Source organism: Mesorhizobium sp. M1403 (genome assembly GCF_040317695.1).
In the GTDB taxonomy this organism is placed as follows: Bacteria; Pseudomonadota; Alphaproteobacteria; order Rhizobiales; family Rhizobiaceae; genus Mesorhizobium.
This window is the reverse complement of the sequence record NZ_JAMYKY010000004.1, coordinates 271,968-290,188: the sequence shown is the minus strand read 5'-3', so window position 1 is coordinate 290,188 and position 18,221 is coordinate 271,968. Positions and strand designations below refer to the sequence as shown.

The 18,221-nt window shown below is 61.9% G+C and carries 24 protein-coding genes and 1 other RNA gene; 15 read left to right on the top strand and 10 right to left on the bottom strand.

Features of this window, described 5'->3' with window-relative positions:
* The first annotated feature begins 1 nt into the window (after nucleotide 1).
* The 3 genes from NKH01_RS10965 (at nucleotide 2) to NKH01_RS10955 (ending at nucleotide 1,694) form a co-directional block, all read left to right on the top strand.
* On the top strand, nucleotides 2–1,033 hold the full coding sequence (locus NKH01_RS10965; RefSeq protein WP_352480924.1) for a peptidoglycan -binding protein: 1,032 nt from the start codon (nucleotides 2–4) through the stop codon (nucleotides 1,031–1,033).
* A gap of 261 nt (nucleotides 1,034–1,294) precedes the next feature.
* On the top strand, nucleotides 1,295–1,480 hold the full coding sequence (locus NKH01_RS10960) for a hypothetical protein (RefSeq protein ID WP_353020166.1): 186 nt from the start codon (nucleotides 1,295–1,297) through the stop codon (nucleotides 1,478–1,480).
* Between the two features lies 1 nt (nucleotide 1,481).
* Nucleotides 1,482–1,694: a hypothetical protein gene (locus tag NKH01_RS10955; RefSeq protein WP_353020164.1), complete on the top strand. Its 213-nt coding sequence runs from the start codon at nucleotides 1,482–1,484 to the stop codon at nucleotides 1,692–1,694.
* Between the two features lie 79 nt (nucleotides 1,695–1,773).
* Here the strand turns inward: NKH01_RS10955 and NKH01_RS10950 are convergent, their stop codons facing one another.
* The gene (locus NKH01_RS10950) at nucleotides 1,774–2,124 is read right to left on the bottom strand and encodes a DUF1304 domain-containing protein (protein ID WP_353020162.1); all 351 of its coding nucleotides are present in this window, start codon (nucleotides 2,122–2,124) and stop codon (nucleotides 1,774–1,776) included.
* Nucleotides 2,125–2,307: 183 nt separating this feature from the next.
* Here NKH01_RS10950 and NKH01_RS10945 point away from each other — a divergent pair, with 183 nt between their 5' ends.
* Both NKH01_RS10945 and NKH01_RS10940 read left to right on the top strand, forming a co-directional pair.
* Nucleotides 2,308–3,792 carry a carboxypeptidase M32 gene (locus NKH01_RS10945; RefSeq protein WP_353020160.1) on the top strand — a complete coding sequence of 495 codons (1,485 nt, stop codon included), beginning with the start codon at nucleotides 2,308–2,310 and terminating at the stop codon, nucleotides 3,790–3,792.
* Nucleotides 3,793–3,998: 206 nt separating this feature from the next.
* Entirely contained in the window at nucleotides 3,999–6,026 is a 2,028-nt protein-coding gene (locus NKH01_RS10940) for a DUF3857 domain-containing protein (protein WP_353020158.1), read from the top strand.
* A gap of 25 nt (nucleotides 6,027–6,051) precedes the next feature.
* On the opposite strand, the gene NKH01_RS10935 is transcribed toward NKH01_RS10940, so the two are convergent.
* Nucleotides 6,052–7,854 carry an ABC transporter transmembrane domain-containing protein gene (locus NKH01_RS10935; RefSeq protein ID WP_353020155.1) on the bottom strand — a complete coding sequence of 601 codons (1,803 nt, stop codon included), beginning with the start codon at nucleotides 7,852–7,854 and terminating at the stop codon, nucleotides 6,052–6,054.
* Between the two features lie 203 nt (nucleotides 7,855–8,057).
* Here NKH01_RS10935 and rpmE point away from each other — a divergent pair, with 203 nt between their 5' ends.
* Nucleotides 8,058–8,279, top strand: coding sequence for a 50S ribosomal protein L31 (gene rpmE, locus NKH01_RS10930; protein WP_006327661.1), 222 nt, complete (start codon nucleotides 8,058–8,060; stop codon nucleotides 8,277–8,279).
* Between the two features lie 96 nt (nucleotides 8,280–8,375).
* The gene (locus NKH01_RS10925) at nucleotides 8,376–8,876 is read left to right on the top strand and encodes a hypothetical protein (protein ID WP_353020154.1); all 501 of its coding nucleotides are present in this window, start codon (nucleotides 8,376–8,378) and stop codon (nucleotides 8,874–8,876) included.
* A gap of 9 nt (nucleotides 8,877–8,885) precedes the next feature.
* Here the strand turns inward: NKH01_RS10925 and NKH01_RS10920 are convergent, their stop codons facing one another.
* Nucleotides 8,886–9,518 carry a TetR/AcrR family transcriptional regulator gene (locus NKH01_RS10920; RefSeq protein WP_353020152.1) on the bottom strand — a complete coding sequence of 211 codons (633 nt, stop codon included), beginning with the start codon at nucleotides 9,516–9,518 and terminating at the stop codon, nucleotides 8,886–8,888.
* A gap of 112 nt (nucleotides 9,519–9,630) precedes the next feature.
* On the opposite strand from NKH01_RS10920, the gene NKH01_RS10915 reads away from it, so the two are divergent.
* The gene (locus tag NKH01_RS10915) at nucleotides 9,631–10,464 is read left to right on the top strand and encodes a Rossmann-fold NAD(P)-binding domain-containing protein (protein WP_353020150.1); all 834 of its coding nucleotides are present in this window, start codon (nucleotides 9,631–9,633) and stop codon (nucleotides 10,462–10,464) included.
* Nucleotide 10,465: 1 nt separating this feature from the next.
* Nucleotides 10,466–10,945 (top strand): anthrone oxygenase family protein, encoded by a 480-nt coding sequence (locus tag NKH01_RS10910; protein ID WP_352480934.1) that lies wholly within the window; start codon nucleotides 10,466–10,468, stop codon nucleotides 10,943–10,945.
* Between the two features lie 20 nt (nucleotides 10,946–10,965).
* On the opposite strand, the gene NKH01_RS10905 is transcribed toward NKH01_RS10910, so the two are convergent.
* From NKH01_RS10905 to NKH01_RS10895, 3 genes are all read right to left on the bottom strand, one after another.
* Nucleotides 10,966–11,277 (bottom strand): Rdx family protein, encoded by a 312-nt coding sequence (locus NKH01_RS10905; protein WP_023719638.1) that lies wholly within the window; start codon nucleotides 11,275–11,277, stop codon nucleotides 10,966–10,968.
* The gene (locus NKH01_RS10900) at nucleotides 11,274–12,023 is read right to left on the bottom strand and encodes a YebC/PmpR family DNA-binding transcriptional regulator (protein ID WP_353020148.1); all 750 of its coding nucleotides are present in this window, start codon (nucleotides 12,021–12,023) and stop codon (nucleotides 11,274–11,276) included. Before NKH01_RS10900 ends, NKH01_RS10905 begins: the two co-directional genes overlap by 4 nt.
* 233 nt (nucleotides 12,024–12,256) lie before the next feature.
* Nucleotides 12,257–12,580 (bottom strand): ArsR/SmtB family transcription factor, encoded by a 324-nt coding sequence (locus NKH01_RS10895; protein ID WP_353020146.1) that lies wholly within the window; start codon nucleotides 12,578–12,580, stop codon nucleotides 12,257–12,259.
* A 51-nt stretch (nucleotides 12,581–12,631) separates the two neighbouring features.
* Here NKH01_RS10895 and NKH01_RS10890 point away from each other — a divergent pair, with 51 nt between their 5' ends.
* Genes NKH01_RS10890 through NKH01_RS10870 form a run of 5 tightly spaced genes read left to right on the top strand, consistent with a single transcriptional unit; the run spans nucleotide 12,632 to nucleotide 14,453 of the window.
* Nucleotides 12,632–13,114 carry an SRPBCC domain-containing protein gene (locus NKH01_RS10890; RefSeq protein WP_023719640.1) on the top strand — a complete coding sequence of 161 codons (483 nt, stop codon included), beginning with the start codon at nucleotides 12,632–12,634 and terminating at the stop codon, nucleotides 13,112–13,114.
* Between the two features lie 28 nt (nucleotides 13,115–13,142).
* Entirely contained in the window at nucleotides 13,143–13,238 is a 96-nt protein-coding gene (locus NKH01_RS10885; RefSeq protein WP_353020143.1) for a VOC family protein, read from the top strand.
* Entirely contained in the window at nucleotides 13,204–13,536 is a 333-nt protein-coding gene (locus NKH01_RS10880; protein ID WP_353020230.1) for a VOC family protein, read from the top strand. Before NKH01_RS10885 ends, NKH01_RS10880 begins: the two co-directional genes overlap by 35 nt.
* A 55-nt stretch (nucleotides 13,537–13,591) precedes the next feature.
* Nucleotides 13,592–13,954, top strand: a complete 363-nt coding sequence (locus NKH01_RS10875; protein ID WP_353020141.1) for a VOC family protein — start codon at nucleotides 13,592–13,594, stop codon at nucleotides 13,952–13,954.
* Between the two features lie 31 nt (nucleotides 13,955–13,985).
* Nucleotides 13,986–14,453, top strand: coding sequence for an SRPBCC family protein (locus NKH01_RS10870; RefSeq protein WP_352861114.1), 468 nt, complete (start codon nucleotides 13,986–13,988; stop codon nucleotides 14,451–14,453).
* Nucleotides 14,454–14,581: 128 nt separating this feature from the next.
* Here NKH01_RS10870 and NKH01_RS10865 read toward each other — a convergent pair whose 3' ends face one another.
* The 4 genes from NKH01_RS10865 to ssrS all read right to left on the bottom strand — a co-directional run bounded on the left by NKH01_RS10865 (nucleotide 14,582) and on the right by ssrS (nucleotide 17,146).
* Complete coding sequence (locus NKH01_RS10865; RefSeq protein WP_352494148.1) at nucleotides 14,582–15,346, bottom strand: TerC family protein; 765 nt, start codon at nucleotides 15,344–15,346, stop codon at nucleotides 14,582–14,584.
* A gap of 70 nt (nucleotides 15,347–15,416) precedes the next feature.
* Nucleotides 15,417–16,241 (bottom strand): TIGR00282 family metallophosphoesterase, encoded by an 825-nt coding sequence (locus tag NKH01_RS10860; RefSeq protein WP_023678036.1) that lies wholly within the window; start codon nucleotides 16,239–16,241, stop codon nucleotides 15,417–15,419.
* Nucleotides 16,242–16,322: 81 nt separating this feature from the next.
* On the bottom strand, nucleotides 16,323–16,910 hold the full coding sequence (locus NKH01_RS10855) for a 5-formyltetrahydrofolate cyclo-ligase (protein ID WP_023719645.1): 588 nt from the start codon (nucleotides 16,908–16,910) through the stop codon (nucleotides 16,323–16,325).
* 80 nt (nucleotides 16,911–16,990) lie between these two features.
* Nucleotides 16,991–17,146, bottom strand: a non-coding RNA gene (gene ssrS / locus NKH01_RS10850) — 6S RNA.
* Between the two features lie 176 nt (nucleotides 17,147–17,322).
* Between ssrS and NKH01_RS10845 the strand changes: the two genes are divergently transcribed.
* Nucleotides 17,323–18,162, top strand: coding sequence for an AAA family ATPase (locus NKH01_RS10845; RefSeq protein WP_352961854.1), 840 nt, complete (start codon nucleotides 17,323–17,325; stop codon nucleotides 18,160–18,162).
* The last annotated feature ends 59 nt before the right edge of the window (nucleotides 18,163–18,221 follow it).

Below are 18,221 nucleotides of genomic sequence, written 5' to 3'. Positions count from 1 at the left end.
CGTGGCGTTGGCACGAGGCCGGCGCTCCGACCGCCGCATCGATTACTGGCCGGGCTTCGTCGATGCGCTGTCGACGCTGCTGTTGGCGATCATGTTCCTGCTCACGGTTTTCGTGCTGGCGCAGTTCCTGCTCGGCCGCGAGATCTCCGGCAAGGACACGGTGCTCAACCGCCTCAACTCCCAGATCAATGAGTTGACCCAGCTCCTGGCGCTGGAGCGCTCGACGACGCAGGACAAGGAGGACACCCTTGCCAATTTGCAGGCCTCGCTGTCTGCATCGGAGGCGGAAAAGAGCCGGCTCGAACAATTGCTGGCGCAAGGCGCTGGCGCCGGCGACGCCGCCAACCAGCGCGCAACGGCACTTTCCGGCGAGCTCGACAGCCAGCGCCAGATCAGTCAACAGGCACTGAGCCAGGTTGAAATCCTCAACCAGCAGATCGCGGCGCTACGCAGGCAGATCGGAGCGCTCGAAGAAGCGCTCAACGTGTCCGAAACGCGCGATCGCGAGTCCAACACCAAGATTGCCGATCTCGGCCGCCGCCTCAACGTCGCGCTGGCGCAACGCGTGCAGGAACTGAACCGCTACCGCTCCGATTTCTTCGGCCGCTTACGTGAAATTCTCGCCGACCGCGAGAACATCCGCATCGTCGGCGACCGCTTCGTCTTCCAGTCGGAAGTGCTTTTCCCGACCGGCTCCGAAGTGATCAACGATGCCGGCAAGGTCGAAATGAAGAAGCTCGCCGATGCCATCATCGAATTGCAGAAGGAGATCCCGCCGGAGATCAACTGGGTGCTGCGCGTCGACGGCCACACCGACAACAAGCCGCTCTCCGGCACCGGCCGCTACCGCGACAATTGGGAATTGTCGACGGCGCGCTCGACATCGGTGGTCAAGTTCCTGATCGAGAACGGCGTCCCGGCCAACCGGCTGGTCGCCGCCGGCTTCGGCGAATTCCAGCCGCTCGACCCCGCCGATACCGAAGAGGCGCGCAACAAGAACCGCCGCATCGAGCTGAAGCTGACCGAGCGGTGATCTGCAGCCTCTGGCTCGTTACATGCACCGGATCGAGCCGGCTCAAGTCGGCGGCATCTAGGGCACTGGTGCGGCAGCCGCAAGAGCTGAAAAAATTACCTTTTTTTAATTACACTTTGCCGCCACCGCCTTTTAGCCTTGGTCTGGGCCGAGAACCGCCGGCGGTGGAACCGCTCATCGCGACGCGACGGAACCTGACGGCCCGCGGCCGGAAGGCAGGAAAACCCAACCATCGCCTTCCCCAGTAAAGGAGACGCAACCATGCGCTTCTTCGCTCCCAGGAACCTCAGGACTGCTACGCTCGCCACACTTCTCCTCGCCGTTCCGTTTGCTGGCGCTTACGCCGGCCCGCGTGAGACGGCCTTGATCAATCAGATCCAGAGCGTGGAGACGGGTATCCAGGGCGCCATCCGGGCGAACAAGCTCGAGCCGGGGCGAGGCGCGTGACTTGCGCACGCAGGTCGCTCAACTCGACCGGGCCGCCCAGAGGGCCGCGCGCGATGCAACGATGCCGAGCACGCAATATCAGCAGTTGCTGGCGCAGCTCGACGATGTCAGCCAAAAGCTACGCGCTGATACCGGCAGTGCCTTCCTCATCGGCAACGGCGGCGATGGCGGATACTATCCTAACGGCTACGGCCCAAACTATCCAGGCGGCTGAGATCGGCCGCAGCGCCCGGCGCTGTGGCAATTGATTTTGCGTATGATCCTTTTCCAGTTTTCGGTTCAGGGATCATGCGCTAGCCCAACGCCAGCCCAATCAGCGCCAGCATTGCCGGCACTGTCTGGATGAACAGGATTTTACGGCCCGCCGTCGCTGCGCCGTAAAGGCCGGCGATGGCGACGGCGAGCAGGAAGAAGACTTTGAACTGGAAACCGGCTTCGCCGAGGTAAAGCCCCCAGATCAGTCCGGCTGCGAGAAAGCCGTTGTAAAGCCCCTGATTGGCCGCGAGCACTTTCGAGGCACTGGCGAATTCCGGCGTCAGCTTGAATACCATGTGGCCGCGCGGCGTGTCCCACAGCACCATCTCCAGATAGACGATGCAGAGGTGGATCACGGCCACCAGCCCGACCAGCACATTGGCGATCATATCTCGTCTCCCCCATTGCGGTCTGCCGCCGCCGACGACATTGATCACGCACGCCACGCTTCCGCAAGATGCCGTTCGGCCGTTGCGGCCGGCAGTCAATGCATCGGTCGCAGACGGTCTTCAGGGGTTGCCAACACTTTTGCATTGGTATCTTTTCCCGCCGTCAAATCAGCGGAACCCACCATGTCCTTTCAAAAACTCGACGACCTCGGCCACAAGCTCGAAGCGCTGGAACATGCCCTCGCCATTCTCGGCGCCGACGAGGCGACCCATATGGCGGTCGGCGGCGGCGAGAAGCGCGCCGAGGCGATGTCGGCGCTTGCCGGCATGCACCACACCCAGGCGACTGCGCCGGAGATTGCCGACTGGATCGCGGCGGCCGAGCAGGAGGCGTTGAACGAAGAGCAGCAGGCCGCGGTCAGGGAATTCCGCCGGCAGTACACCAACCTGACCTGCCTGCCGGTCGAGTTCGTCGAGCGCCAGACGACTGTACGCATGCGCTCCGAGCAGCTCTGGCGCGACCTGCGCCCCAAGAACGACTGGGCCGGCTTCCTGCCGGCACTCGAAGGCGTCGTGGCGCTGGTCCGCGAGGAGGCGACACTTCGCGCCGAGGTGCTCGGGCTCGAGCCTTACGACGCGCTGATGGAGCAATATGACCCGGGCAATCGCACCGCCGACATCACGCCGGTGTTTGCCGAGTTGAAGGCCTTCCTGAAAGGCTTCGTACCGGAGGCACTGGCCGTGCAGGAAGAGCGGCTGGCGAAGCATCCGCTGAAGCCGCTTTCCGGCAGCTACCCCTTGGACAAGCAGCGCGAACTCGGTCTCGCCATGATGGCGGCAGTCGGCTTCGACCTCACCCACGGCTCGCTGTCGGTTTCGCACCATCCCTTCTGCGGCGGCGTGCCGAGCGACGTGCGCATCACCACCCGCTACAAGACCTCGGATTTCCTGTCGGCGTTGATGGGCGTGCTGCACGAGACCGGCCATGCGCTGTACGAGCAGAACCTGCCGAAGGCGTGGGCACACTGGCCGCTCGGCAGAGCGCGCGGCATGGCGGTGCATGAAAGCCAGAGCCTGTTCGTCGAAAAGCAGATCGGCCGCAATCCAGAATTCTGGCGCTGGGCGCTGCCGGTGGTCGAAAGGCACCTCGGCGAGAGCTGGACGATCGACGACATCCTGCCGCATGTGCACCGGGTCGAGCGCGGCCTGATCCGCGTCGATGCCGACGAGGTCACCTATCCGCTGCACGTCATCCTGCGCTACGAGCTGGAGCAGGAGCTTGTCTCGGGGCGGCTTGAGGCAGCCGACCTGCCCGAGGCCTGGGATGCCAAGATGCGCGATTATCTCGGCCTGCCGACATCAGACAATCCGGCTGATGGTCCGATGCAGGACGTCCACTGGCCGGGTGCCGCCTTCGGCTATTTCCCCTCCTACACGCTGGGCGCCATGATGGCGGCGCAGCAATGGGCGGCGCTGACCAGAGATCATCCTTCAGCCGACGAAGACCTCGCCAAGGGAGATTTCGCCGCGATCAACGACTGGCGCCGCAAAAGGATCTGGTCGCAAGGCTCGCGCTGGTCGACGCCGGAACTGCTCGAACGCGCCACCGGCGAAAAGCTCAATGCCGTGCATTTCACCGATCACCTGAAGAAGCGGTACGGTAACTGAGTCGCTTCGTCTGTTCCTGGTTCTTGCTGCGGTGACCGCAGAAATCCGCGAAACTGGCCTTTACTTTGGTGGGAAAGCCTCTGAAAAAGGAGTTCTTCCAAGTTGGGCGAGCGTAGATGTCTGCCTGTTACAGTTTTCATGGGATGAAGTCTTTCTGGCCCCGCTTGGTATTTTTCATCTTGTTGATCGGCCTGAGTTCTCCGGCCATGACCGACGACATGGTTCTCAAGGGCCCCGCGGAAAGCTGGGTAACGCAGGTTGATATTCCGGCTGCCGATCCCACCCGCTCGGATCAAATCAAGAATGGCGTTTCATGGCTGCTCTCGGACGACCAGATCAAGCATCGCGCCGGCGGCTATGTCGAGTACTCGCGCACAGTCTATAGAATCGTTGACCGTCCCGGGCTGGATCGGGGCGCGAGTATCGATCTGCAATTCGATCCGTCCCGGCACAAGGTCACGCTCAACCATCTTCACATCATCCGCGACGGCGCCGTTTTGGACCGGCTGGAAGACGTCGAATTCGACATCTTCCGCAGGGAAAGAGATGCCGAGAAAGGCGTCTTCGACGGCTGGCTGACAGCACATGTCAACATCGATGACGTGCGCGCCGGCGACATCATTGATTACGGATCGACCTATGAGATAACGCCGCTCGTCGGCAAGGATCTCTTCTTCAAGAATTTCTCCACCGAATGGGAAGAGCCGGTAGCGCTTATCCGCACGAGCATCATTTGGCCTTCGGGCCAGCCGCTCGAGACCAAGACAAGGGGGACCCAACTCAAGCCTTCGATCTCGTCGACAGGGCCGGACACGACCTATCTGTGGGAAATTCCAAACCCGAAACCGGTCAATGTCGAGGACAACCTGCCCGTGACATATCCAGGCTGGGGCTCTATCGATGTCGCATCGACCGCGAATTGGCAAAGTGTGGTCGATGCTGTTGCGCCCTATTACAAGCCAGCGACCGTTTTTCCCTCGGCTTTTGCCGCAAAGCTCGACGACATCGCACTGCGGCATCCCGTTCCCGAAGACCGGATGGTCGAGGCAATGCGGTTGGTGCAGGACCAGATCCGCTATGTAAGCCTGTCGATGGGTGCCGGTTCCTACATTCCGCGTGATCCCGCGACCGTCATCCTGAGCGGGTTTGGTGACTGCAAGGACAAGGCACTGCTGCTGGTTTCTTCGCTTGTGCGGCTTGGCATTGCTGCCGAGGTTGCCCTGGCCGATCTCGACGAAGGGCGGGCCCTGGACCAGCATCTGCCGGCGCTTCGCGATTTCGACCATGCCATCGTCAAGGCGAGGATCGGAACAAAGACATATTGGCTGGATGCTACCGACTATCTTCAGGGCGGCAAGGCGCCCAATCTCGCACAGTCGGACTACGGCTTCGCGCTGCCGCTTTCCAGCACCGGCGGATTGGAGAAGATGCCGAGTCCTGTGCTTACCAGCCCATCGATCCAGATCGCCGAGGACTTCGATTTTCCGCGGAAACCGGGTGATCCCCTCGCGCTGACGGTCTTCTCGACATATCAGGACGCCGATGCCGATTGGATGCGCGGCAATTTGGCCAGCCGGTCGCTGAGCGAGGTGTCGGACGCCTACCTGAAATACTACAACAAGCAATATCCGGGCATCCAAACCGTCGCCAAGCCGGAAATCGTGGATCGCCGCGACGACAACATAGTGAGCGTGAAGGAAAGTTATCGCTTGCCGGCAGAGGCGCTGGCGGCCAACGATCTGGCAAAGAATTTCCCGATCCGCGCGGCCGATCTCGGCAACAACTCTCTTCCAACCCCGACAATCGTCGACCGAACCGGGCCCGTCTCCATCGGCCCCCAGTTCTACCGGCGTCACAAGATAACGGTGCGCAACCTCAAGGCGAGGTTTTCCGGCGAGTCGATGAAAAACGTCGTGACGCCCTATCTGTCTCTCAAGGCGTCCTGGTCCAACACGCCCACCGAATTTCAAGTCGAATGGAACTTTCAGAGCCTGGCAACTGAAGTGCCGGCCAAGGCGATTGCCGACTATCTGAAAACCGTCGATGACGTCGCGGACGAAATCCGGTGGCAGTACGATTTTACCTATGAAGAGCCGCCTGCCGATGTGCAGCTCAGCGATCCGGCAAAGGAGCAGCGACAGACCGTCGCCAACATGCTTTTGTTGTCGTTGCTTGTCGGCGTTCCCCTGTTCATCGCCTATCGACGCGGCAAACGCCGAGCTTTCGGTAGCTGAAGAATCCCAGCGGTCGCTGGGGGACCTACTCGGCCGCGCCCCTGAAGGCATTCGCCCCGGTTTCGAACTGCAGCTTGGCCAGCCGCGCATAGATGCCGCCCTTGGCGACCAGGCTCTGATGCGTGCCTTCCTCGACGATGCGGCCGCCATCCATGACCAGGATGCGATCGGCCTTCAGCACGGTTGCCAGCCGATGGGCGATGACGATCGTGGTACGCCCCTGCATCAGCCGGTCGAGCGCCGTCTGCACCAGCGTCTCGCTTTCGGCATCGAGTGCCGAGGTCGCCTCGTCGAGCAGAAGGATCGGCGCATCGCGCAAAATGGCGCGGGCGATCGCCACGCGCTGGCGCTGGCCGCCCGACAGCGTCACCCCGCGCTCGCCGACCTGGCTGTCATAGCCCTTTTCGAGTTTCAGGATGAACTCGTCGGCAAGCGCGTCTTTCGCCGCCGCCTCGATCTCGGCCTGGCTGGCGCCAGGCCGGCCAAAGCCGATATTGTCGCGCGCGCTTGCGGCAAAGATGGTGACATCCTGCGGCACGATGGCTATGCGCGCGCGGATCGCGGCCGGATCGGCCTCGCGCAGATCGACTCCGTCGATGACGATCCTGCCGGCTTCCGGATCGTAGAAGCGCAGAAGCAGCGAAAACACCGTGCTCTTGCCGGCGCCGGATGGTCCGACGATCGCCACCGTCTCGCCGGGTTTGACCTGAAAGCTGAGGCCATGGACGGCGGCGCGGTCGGGCCGGGCCGGATAGGAGAAGGAGACATCGTCGAAGCTGATCGCGCCTCTCGCCTTTGCCGGCAGCGGCTTCGGATCGGCGGGCGCCTGGATCGCGGGTTTCTCGGCCAGGATCTCGGTCAGCCGTTCGGCAGCGCCTGCTGCCTGGGACAGTTCGCCCCAGACCTCCGACAAGGCGCCGAGCGCGCCAGCAGCGAACACCGAATAGAGCAGGAATTGGCCAAGCGTACCTGGCGACAGCGTGCCGTCGAGCACATCGCGCGAACCGAACCACAGCACCGCCACCACCGAGGAAAAGATCATGAAGATGGCGAAGAAGGTGAGAAAGGAGCGGGCAAAGATCGAGGCCCGCGCCGCTTCGAACGCTACTTCCACGGCGGATGAAAAATACCCGGTGACAAGCTTCTCGTTGGTGAAGGCCTGCAGGGTGCGGACCGCGCCGATCTGCTCGCTGGCATAGGCGGTGGCATTGGCCAGAGTATCCTGCGCCAGCCGTGACTTGCGCCGCACCGAGCGGCCGAAGGCGACCAGCGGCAGCACGATTAACGGAATGGCCGCGATGACCAGGCCGGACAGTTTTGGGCTGGTGAAGACCATCATCGCCAGGGCTCCAAGGCCGAGGATGACGTTGCGCAAAGCCACCGAGGCGGTAGCACCCACGGCCGATTTGACCTGTGTCGTGTCGGCGGCGAGCCGCGAGACGATCTCGCCCGACTGGGCCGTGTCGAAGAAGGAGGGCGACAGCGTCGTGACGTGGGCAAAGACATCGCGGCGGATATCGGCAACGACGCGCTCGCCCAGCGTGATGACGAAATAGTAGCGGCTGGCAGACGCCGCCGCCAGCACGGCGGCCATCACCACCAGCATGGCGAAATATTCGGCAATGAAGCTGGAATCGGAAGCGGAAAAGCCGTGGTCGATCATCCGCCGCACGGCCAGCGGCAGCGCCAGCGTCGTCGCCGCGGCGACGGCCAGCGAGACGATCGCGCCGATGACCATTTTGCGGTAATGGGTGATGTAGGGAAACAGGCGCTGCAGCGGCCTCAGCGAGCGCCTGCGCTCGTCTGCATCGCCGCTGATGTTCGCCATGACCGTGTCCTTTGGCCTTTTGAGGTTTGCGCCATCAATATGCGCTTGCCGCGGCCTTGTGATTCAATTCCGGCTGATGTATAGGCTCGCCGACCGTTTTAGAAGCCGTGGCTCCTCAATAGCTGCGGCTTCGAGTTTTAAAAAGGGGCGCATCGACGCAGGCTTCAGCCCGTCGGCAGCACCCGGCAGCCAGGAACAGAACCATGAAGACCGACATCCATCCCGACTACCACACCATCAAGGTCGTCATGACCGACGGCACCGAATACATGACCCGTTCGACCTGGGGCAAGGAAGGCGATACGATGAACCTCGATATCGACCCGACCACCCATCCGGCCTGGACTGGCGGCCAGCAGACCCTGCTCGACCGCGGTGGCCGCCTGTCGAAGTTCAAGAAGCGCTTCGAAGGTTTCGGCCTGTAAGCCCCAGGCCTTTCGCATCAGAAAAAACCCGCCCTTGAGGCGGGTTTTTTCTTGACCTTAAATGCGTTGCGGAACGCATCCGCTAGGGAGGACGACATGTCTATTCTCGAAGATAAGCGATGTTCTAACCTCATAGGCGGATACAAGACCATTTATGATCCGCGACCGGCCTTGCGAGCGCTCGCCCTTCAGTACGGCAACAAGTCTATCTGGGATGAACTCTGGAATGAATTGCATCACCAGGGAGATGTCGGAGACGCATCTTACGCAGCAGTTGTTGAAATCGCTCACATCTCCGAAGGCCACGCCCCCGCCTATTGGGGAGCCTACGGTCTGGCTGCCACCATCGAAGAGGCTCGATTGGTCGACGGTCGAAACCCGCCAATCCCGGATTGGATCGAACCGCACTACAAAATTGCCTGGCAGACTCTTTTCCAGTTGGCTTTGCGGGATCTGGCAGTTTCGGCGGATGACGAGACCATTAACTGCGCATTGGCTGTTGTCGCCCTTCATCGAGGCCGGTTCAACCTCGGCCGAATGGCGATGTGCACGGAGGATGAACGCGCGGAAATGCTGCGGGATTACTTCGGCCGCTAGCGTACAGCTTTACCCGCCGATCAGCTCTCTCAGAGCCATCCGCTTGTAGGCCGCAACCAGCCTGTCGCCTTCCTGCCGCCCGACCGAGATCGCCAGCCGCATTGCGGCCTCGCCCATCTGCCAGACGAGAAATGCCGTCGTTTCCAGCGCTTCCGGATCGGCGGACGGCCGCAACCGCTTCAGCACCGTGGTGAGGAATTCGGCGTTGGCCCGGCTGTCGGCAAGCTCAAGCTCGCGCAATGCTTTGTCGGCCTGTGTCCCCGACCAGATGTCGCGCATCACCGGCTCGGCCAGGAATAACCGGTAGTAGATATCCACCAGCTCCGAAAACGCCTGGCGCAAGCCGTCGGCGTCACTGACGTCGGCAAGTGCCGCCGCGATGCAGGCCTGGCTTTCGGCGGTGTAGCGTTCGGCCAGCGCCCAAATGATTGCCCGCTTGTCCGGGAAGAACTGGTAGAGCGAGCCGATCGACACGCCAGCCCTCTCGGCCACCTCGCCCATGCGCATCGCATCGCTGCCTTGCTCGGCGATCAGCGCCGACGCTGCGGCCAACATGCGCTCGACGCGCTCGCGGCTGCGCTGCTGGCTCGGCGCTCGGCGCGGCGATGCGATCTGGCCATCCTGTGAATCCGAGCCTTCCATCACTGTCTCCAGGCGAACAATCAACAAATTGGCTTGACTCGCAAAATACGAGGGTTTATCACGTTTTGCAAATGTGAGGATCACTCACATTTGCGAACTGAGGAAAATCGACATGAACCCTACTGTAACGAAACCAACTTTGATCCTCGGCGGCACCGGCAAGACCGGCCGCCGTCTCGCTGAGCGGCTGACGGCGCGGGGCCTGCCGGTGCAGATCGGCTCGCGCTCGGGTACGCCGCCCTTCGACTGGGAAAATAGCACGACCTGGGAACCCGCGCTTGATGGTGTCGGCGCCGTCTACGTCAGCTACTATCCTGATCTTGCGGTGCCCGGCGCGGCCGACACGGTCGGCGCCTTCTCTCGTCTTGCCGTGGAGTGTGGTGTGCGTCGGCTGGTACTGCTGTCGGGGCGCGGCGAAACGGAAGCACAGCGCGCCGAAGAGATGCTCAAAGGTTCAGGCGCCGATTGGACGATCCTGCGCTGCGCCTGGTTTTCCCAGAACTTCAGTGAAGGCTTCCTCGTCGAATCTTTGCAGGAGGGCGAGGTGGCGTTGCCGGTCGGCAGTGTGGGCGAACCATTTGTGGATGCCGACGATATCGCGGAGGCCGCCTTTACCGTACTAACCCGGCAAGGACATGTCGGAGAGCTCTATGAGCTGACCGGGCCGCGGCTGCTGAGCTTTGCCGACGCGGTCGCCGAGATCGGCAGGGCCGCCGGCCGCGACATTCGTTTCAAACGGGTTTCCCATGCCGAGTTCACCGCGGCCATCGCCGAGCACGAGTTGCCGGCCGAATTCGCCTGGCTGCTCAACGAGCTGTTCACCGAAGTGCTCGACGGCCGCAACGAGTCGCTGACCGACGGCGTCCAGCGCGTGCTCGGCCGCGCCCCAAAAGACTTTTCCACCTACGCAACCGAAACCGCCGCCACGGGCATCTGGAGGAACTGACATGATCATGAAACTGCTTCCCACCCTCACCTTCGTCGCTGCCATTGGCTCAGGCGTTGTCGGCGGCGTTTTCTTCGCCTTCTCCAACTTTATCATGCCGGCGCTCGCCCGCTTGCCTGCCGGAGGCGGCATCGCCGCCATGAATTCGATCAACATCACCGTGATTACGCCGGCATTCATGACCGCGCTATTCGGCACCGGGCTGGTCTGTCTTGTGCTTGCCGCCGGCGCTCTTATCGGCTGGAGCCAGCCGGGCGCGTTCTGGCTTCTCGCCGGCGCCCTGATCTATCTCGTCGGCAACCCGATCGTGACGATGATGTTCAACGTGCCGCTCAACAACGCCCTGGCCGCCGTCGATCCGGCAAGCGCCAACGGCGCCGCGGTATGGGCCACTTATCTCAAGGACTGGGTGATGTGGAACCATGTCCGCACCATCACCGCCATCGTGGCGCTGGGCTGTTTTATCTTCGCGTGGCGGTGAATGCCGGGGCAAGAAGACCCTCAGGCAGGGTCCTTCGACTTATGACCCTTGCGATCGGCATGGCCGAGATCGCGATCCGGATCGATGACGTCGCGAACCAGTTGCTTGAGCTTTGCGGCGTCGGGAAAACCGCCGTCACGTTTGCGGTCCCAGACCAGCGTGTCATTGCAGGAAATGGTGAAGATGCCGCCGGTACCGGGCACCAGCGTCACTTCGCCGAGATCGGTGCCGAAGGTGGACAGCAGCTCCTGCGCCATCCAGCCGGCCCTGAGCAGCCACAGGCACTGCGTGCAATAGGTGATGCGGACTGTAGGCAGCGCGTGTTGGGTCATGCCGCGCTGAGCTTCGCCAAGGTCTCCTCGTCGACCTCGAAATTGGCGTAGACGCTCTGCACGTCGTCGTCATCTTCAAGCGTCGCGACCAGCTTCATCAGCGATTGTGCCCGCTCCTCGTCGACCGCGATATTGGTCTGCGGCTTCCAGATCGGCTTCACCGATTCAGCCTCGCCGAGCGCGCCTTCCAGCGCCTTCGACACCTCGCCGAGATTCTCGAAGGCGCAGTAGACCGTGTGGCCTTCCTCGTCCGACTGGACGTCGTCGGCGCCGGCCTCGATCGCCGCGTCCATCACCTTTTCGGCGCTGCCGGCCGATGCCGGATAGTAGATCTCGCCGACGCGGTCCCACATGAACGACACCGAGCCGGTCTCGCCCATCGCCCCGCCGGCCTTGGTGAAGGCAGCGCGCACATTCGACGCCGAGCGGTTGCGGTTATCGGTCAGCGCCTCGACGATCAGCGCGACGCCGCCCGGCCCATAACCCTCGTAGCGCACGGCCTCGTAGGTCTCGGCATCGCCCATCGACGCCTTGTTGATGGCGCGCTGGATGTTGTCCTTCGGCATCGACACCGCCTTGGCGTTCTGCACCGCAAGGCGCAGGCGAGGGTTCATCGATGGATCGGGCGTGCCGCTCTTGGCGGCGACGGTGATTTCGCGCGCCAGCTTGGAAAACATTTTCGATCGCACCGCATCCTGACGGCCCTTGCGGTGCATGATGTTCTTGAACTGTGAATGGCCAGCCATGGCACCCCTGTCGTCTTCTCGGCTAGAGCATCCGCGGCCTGGTGAACCACCCGGCGCCTTGCAAAATGCTCGAATTCAAAATCTCAGAACGTCCTGCTGCGTCCGGACGGACGTACGGCGCTCTCTGTCGGAATGGCCGGCTTATAGATAAATCGGCTCAATTCGTCCAGCCGCGCCGTGGCAGACGACACGCAAGGGCTTGAGACCCGAAAAAGGCAGGCTTCGGCGGCCGTTCACCCCTCCAGATCGGACTTCAGCCGGTCGACAATGCTGATCGCGTGCGTGGCATATTGGCTGATCCAGCGGTCGTGGATGTGCTTGATCGGCAGCGCGTTGAGATGGTTCCAACGCTCGCGGCCCTCGCGCCGCGCCACGACCAGGTCGGCCTCCTCCAGCACTTTCAGATGCAGCATGATCGTGCAGCGGTCCATGTCGGGGAAGGCTTCGCACAACATGCCGGTGGTCTGCGGCGCATCCTTCAGCCGGTCCAGCAACTCACGCCGGCGCGGATGCGCCAGCGCCTTGAAAACATTGTCGTCCTGCGAATGGCTTGACATGTTATGTTTCTATAACATATCGTTGAGCCATTCAAGGAAGGAGCTGTGGATATGTCTCTTGGATTCAGGGTTTCGGGCCGCATCGGCAAACCTGTCGCCGAAGTCTTCGACGCGGTCGTCAATCCGAAGAAGCTTAGCGGCTATTTCACTACGATCGGCGGCGCCAGCGCGCCGCTGGTGGCTGGTGCCGGTGTTGTCTGGTGGGGCAAGGTCCCCGTCGAGGTCGACGAAGTGATCAAGGACAGCCGCATCGTGCTGCACTGGGACGCCTCCGATGCCGACGGCAAGCCAGCCTACAAGACCCGCATCGAGATGAATTTCGAACCGCTCGATGATGGCGGCACCTTTGTCACCATCGCCGAGACCGGCTGGCGCGAGGACGCGGTCGGCCTGAAGAAGTCCTATCTCAATTGCGAGGGCTGGTCGCAGATGCTGGCCTGCATGAAGGCCTATGTCGAATACGGCATCAATCTGCGCGACGGCTATTACCGCAGCGAGATGAAGGGCGAGCCGGCCAACGAGAACAACATCTGAAAAACCACCAAGATGACGGAGGCCTGCGATGAAGCAAGTGACGCCATTTCTGATGTTCGAGGGCAAGGCCGAAGAGGCAATGACCTTCTATTGCGAGACGATCCCCGACAGGCAGCGTCCTTGACGTCACACGTTACGGCTCCGGCGAAGACGGCCCGGAAGGGACGGTCAAGCTGGCGCGCGTGTCCATAAGCGGTCTGGAAGTGATGGTCTACAACAGCCCCGTGCACCATGCCTTCACATTCACGCCGTCGGTCTCGCTGTATGTGGATTGCTCCACGGAGGCAGAGCTGAACGGCATTGTCGAGGCCCTGGCCAAGGACGGCAAATTTCTGATGCCGCTGGACAATTATGGTTTCAGCCGCCGGTTTGCATGGCTCAACGACAGGTTCGGAGTCTCCTGGCAAATCAATTTGGCATAGCGGGTTCTGGACCGAACCGGCCAATCGAACCTGAACACGGGAATGGAGCCAGCAAATGACCGCGAAGATCAGCGGCGGCATCAACATCGCCATGAAAGTGCCGCCACATCAATACCAGGCAACGATCGCCTTCTATCGCGACGTCATCGGCCTGAAGCCATTCACGGCCAAGGCGCCCGCTATCGGCTTTGAACTCGGTCCCAATCGCCTGTGGATCGACGAGGCGCCGATGATGAGCCAGGCCGAGGTCTGGCTGGAACTGTTCACCGATGATTTTCCAGGCGCGGCGGACCATCTCGCCAAGGCCGGCGTCGTGCGCTGCGACGCCATCGAGGCACTGGGTGAAGGCTTTCGCGGCGGCTGGATCACCAACCCGGCCAACATCATTCACCTCGTGCGCGAACCCGATGCTTGGTGAACCGGGGCGGCGCCGTGGAAAGGAGGACGCTATGGAAATCCGTGAAACACCGACCGCCGAAGCCGGCATGCTGATAAGGCGGCCGGTCGCCGACGTATTCCAAGCCTTCATCGATCCGGCGATCACGACAAAATTCTGGTTCACCCATGGCAGCGACAGGCTGGACAGCGGCAACAAAGTTCGCTGGGAATGGCGCATGTATGGCGCCTCGACGACGGTAACGGTCAGCGAGATCGTGCCGAACGAGAAGATCGTCATGCAATGGAGCGATCCACCGACCACGGTGGTGTGGACTTTTACCGAGATGCCCGGCGGCACGACCTTTGTCGAGGTCCGCAATTTTGGCTTTGCCGGTAGCGGCGACGAGCAGATCAAGCAGGCGATCGACTCGACGGGCGGCTTTGCGCTGGTGCTCGCCGGCGCCAAGGCGTGGCTCGAGCAAGGCTTGACGCTTGGCCTGACCGGCGACCGCCATCCGAAGGGTTTGCCGGCGCAGTAAGGTCTTCGGGTGCCAAAAGCCATTCCGCAGCGATCCCTCCGTCCCGCCAACCTCTCAAAGGTTCTGCATGGCCGCGACGATCGAGACCGAGCCCTAGTTCTCTGCGCTGCCGGTTCGCTCCGCTGGACTCAGTGCCCGCCGCCCTTGGCCTTCTTCCGCCGTCGCGCCAGCATGTTGAGTCCTTCGACCAGTGCCGAAAAGCCCATGGCGGCGTAGATATAGCCTTTCGGCACGTGGTAACCCATGCCGTCGGCGATCAGCGTCATGCCGATCATCAGCAGGAACCCTAGCGCCAGCATGACGATGCTGGGGTTCCTGGCGATGAAATCGGCCAGCGGCCCGGCCGCCAGCATCATCACGCTCACCGCCACGATCACCGCGATGTACATGATCGCGATTTCGTCGGTCATGCCGACGGCGGTGATGATCGAGTCGATCGAGAAGACGAGGTCGAGCAGCAATATCTGGAAAATGGCGCCGGCCAGCGACAGCTGCAGTGTTTCGCCCATCATCGTGTCCTGGTGATCATCGAGATCGACCGTGTGGTGGATCTCCTTGGTCGCCTTCCAGACGAGGAACAGGCCGCCGGCAATCAGGATCAGGTCGCGCCATGAAAAGCCGTGGCCGAAGGCGGTGAATATCGGCATCGTCAACTGGACGATGATCGAGATGGTGGCCAGCAGGATCAGCCGCATCACCAGCGCGGCGGAGATGCCGAGCCGCCGGGCGCGGGCTCGCTGCGCTACCGGCAATTTGTTGGTCAAAATCGAGATGAAGATCAGATTGTCGATGCCGAGCACGACCTCCAGCACGATCAGCGTCAGCAGCGCGACCCATGCCGTCGGGTCGGAGACAAAGGCGAAATGCGGCGCCAGGAATTCAACTAGCTGCATGGAGGTCGTCCCCTCTACGATCTAGAGCAGTTTCGCCGGCAATTGGGTATTGCAAGCGTCCATATCAATGTCACGACCAGAAGGAAGGAGCCGTTTCCTCCAGCCGCGGGCCGCGGCGAAACGGCGCGATCCGTTCAGTCAGGCCGCTACGGTCGGAAATGTCGACGCCGACGCCGCACAATGTCGCCGGTCCGGTCGACGCCTCGAAACGGCCTTTCGGCACCTTGGACAAAAACCGGTTGAGCGGCTCCTCCTTGTCCATGCCGAGCGAGGAATCGTAATCGCCGCACATGCCGGCATCGGAAATATAACCGGTGCCGCCATTGAGGATCTGGTGATCGCCGGTCGGCTGATGCGTGTGGGTGCCGACAACAAGGCTGGCACGGCCGTCGACGAAATGGGCGAAGCACATTTTTTCCGAGGTCGCCTCGGCATGGAAATCGATGACGATCGCATCGGCCTGCTCGCCAAGCGGACAAGCGGCAAGTTCGCGCTCGCCGGCCTGGAATGGATCGTCGAGCTCGGGATGCATGAACACCCGGCCCATGATGTTGGCGACCAGCACGCGCGCGCCGTTCCTGGCGATGTAGACGCCCGAGCCGCGCCCCGGCGTGCCTTTCGGGAAGTTGGACGGACGCAGGAAGCGCTCCTCGCGCGGCGCGAAAATCAGCGCATCGCGTTGGTCCCAGACATGGTTGCCGGTGGTGACGACATCGGCGCCGGCCGAGATCGTCTCGCGAAAAATCTCCTCGGTGATGCCGAAGCCGCCGGCGGCGTTCTCGCCATTGACGATGACGAAGTCAAGTTTGAAATCCGAGATCAGGCCGGGCAGTTGTTCCCACACCGCCGTACGTCCTGTCTTGCCGACCATGTCGCCGAGAAAGAGAAGTCTCATATAAGCGTGATCCTGAACTGAAGGTCAGCGAAGCAAAAAGCTGCATGACTTTCGGAAAAGACCATGCGTCCAGGAACTTATCTACAATTTCGGCGCGAACAGGCGCAACCCGCTCTCGGTGAGTATTTCCGGAATGATCACGTCATGCGGCTCGTCCGGCACCAGGGCCACCTCCTGGCAGTCGAAGGCAATGCCGATCAGCCGCGGCTGCTGTCCGTTGTCGGCCAGCCGCGCGATCGCCCGGTCGTAATAGCCGGCGCCGTAACCGATGCGGTGGCCGCGCGCATCGAAGGCGGCAAGCGGCACCAGCATCACCTGCGGATCGAGTACCTCGGCTTCCTCATGCGGCCCGACGGTGCCGAAGCCCATGTCGATCATTGGCGCGCCGCGCACCAGTTCGCGAAAAACGATGGTGGTCTTGTCGAGAATGGCCGGCAGGCAGAGCCTCGCGCCCTTCTCGCGCAAGGCAAACATCAGCGGCCGGACGTCGACTTCCGAGCGCATCGGCCAGAAGCCTGAGACGATCTGGCCCGGCTCGACGGTGATCCGGTCGCGCGCCGTCTCGGCCATTTCGAGTGCTGCCTCTACCCGCCAGAACGGATCGAGCGCGTCGCGGCGCCCGAGGGCTTCGTTGCGGAGATTTTTTTTCAGGTCTTTTCGGAAGGTCATGGAGTCAGGATAGAAAAAGTCGGATCTGGACGGGGTTTTGGGAGCGACGTTTCCTACCGCATGGCCCACTGAAATGTGAGTGACGATCCACACAACCGGTGGAGAGAGCGATCCCGGGAACCTACAAAGTAGGTGGGCGCCGTATGAGAAAACCCACGGGTCTTCCCAGGGACAGCTCCCTAGGGATCATTAAGGCCCCGGGGAAAATGTTCTCCTGCCGGGAAGCGCAGACCGTCCCCGCCAATATAGGCAGACGGCAGGCCAAGCGCCAGAGAGACGACATGCTTCGAGTCTTAAATCGACGCAAAATCCCTCAACGAGGTCAGCGGCGGCAAGATCCCCGCTTCGCCAGCAGCGCCTTGCACACCGAAGGCCGCGTCCTTAGGGTCGCGCGATGAACCCGGGAGCAAAAATGCGTTTCGAAGGCACGGCAGCCTATGTTGCCGACAAGGATCTGATGGTGGCGGTCAACGCGGCGATCGCGCTGGAGCGGCCGTTGCTGGTCAAGGGCGAGCCCGGCACCGGCAAGACCGAACTTGCCCGCCAGGTGGCGGCGGCGCTCGACCTGGACCTGATCGAATGGCACGTCAAATCGACGACGAGAGCCCAGCAGGGCCTTTATGAATATGATGCCGTCTCGCGGCTGCGCGACAGCCAGCTCGGCGACGAGCGCTTCAACGACATCCGCAATTACATCAAGCGCGGCAAATTATGGGACGCCTTTGCGGCCGGCAAGAAAATCGTGCTTCTGATCGACGAGATCGACAAGGCCGATATCGAGTTCCCCAACGATCTGTTGCAGGAATTGGATAGGATGGAGTTCTTCGTCTACGAGACCGGCGAGACCATCCGCGCCACCGTCCGGCCGATCGTCATCATCACCTCCAACAACGAGAAGGAATTGCCGGACGCCTTCCTGCGCCGCTGCTTCTTCCACTACATCCGCTTTCCCGATGTCGAGACGCTGCACAAAATTGTCGACGTGCACTATCCCGGCATCAAGCGGAACCTCGTGCGAGCAGCACTGACCCAGTTCTACGAGATCCGCGACGTGCCGGGCCTGAAGAAGAAGCCGTCGACCTCCGAGGCACTCGACTGGATCCGCCTGCTGGTCGCCGACGACATCGCGCCCGAGGACCTGCGCGCCGACCCGAAGAATGCTTTGCCGAAACTGCATGGCGCGTTGCTGAAGAACGAACAGGACGTGCATCTGTTCGAGCGCCTGGCCTTCATGGCGAGACGGCAGGGGTGAGGAGCCGGTCAGTCGGAAGCCGACGAAAGCCCTCGGACAGCGGTTTCCCGTCGCTGGAC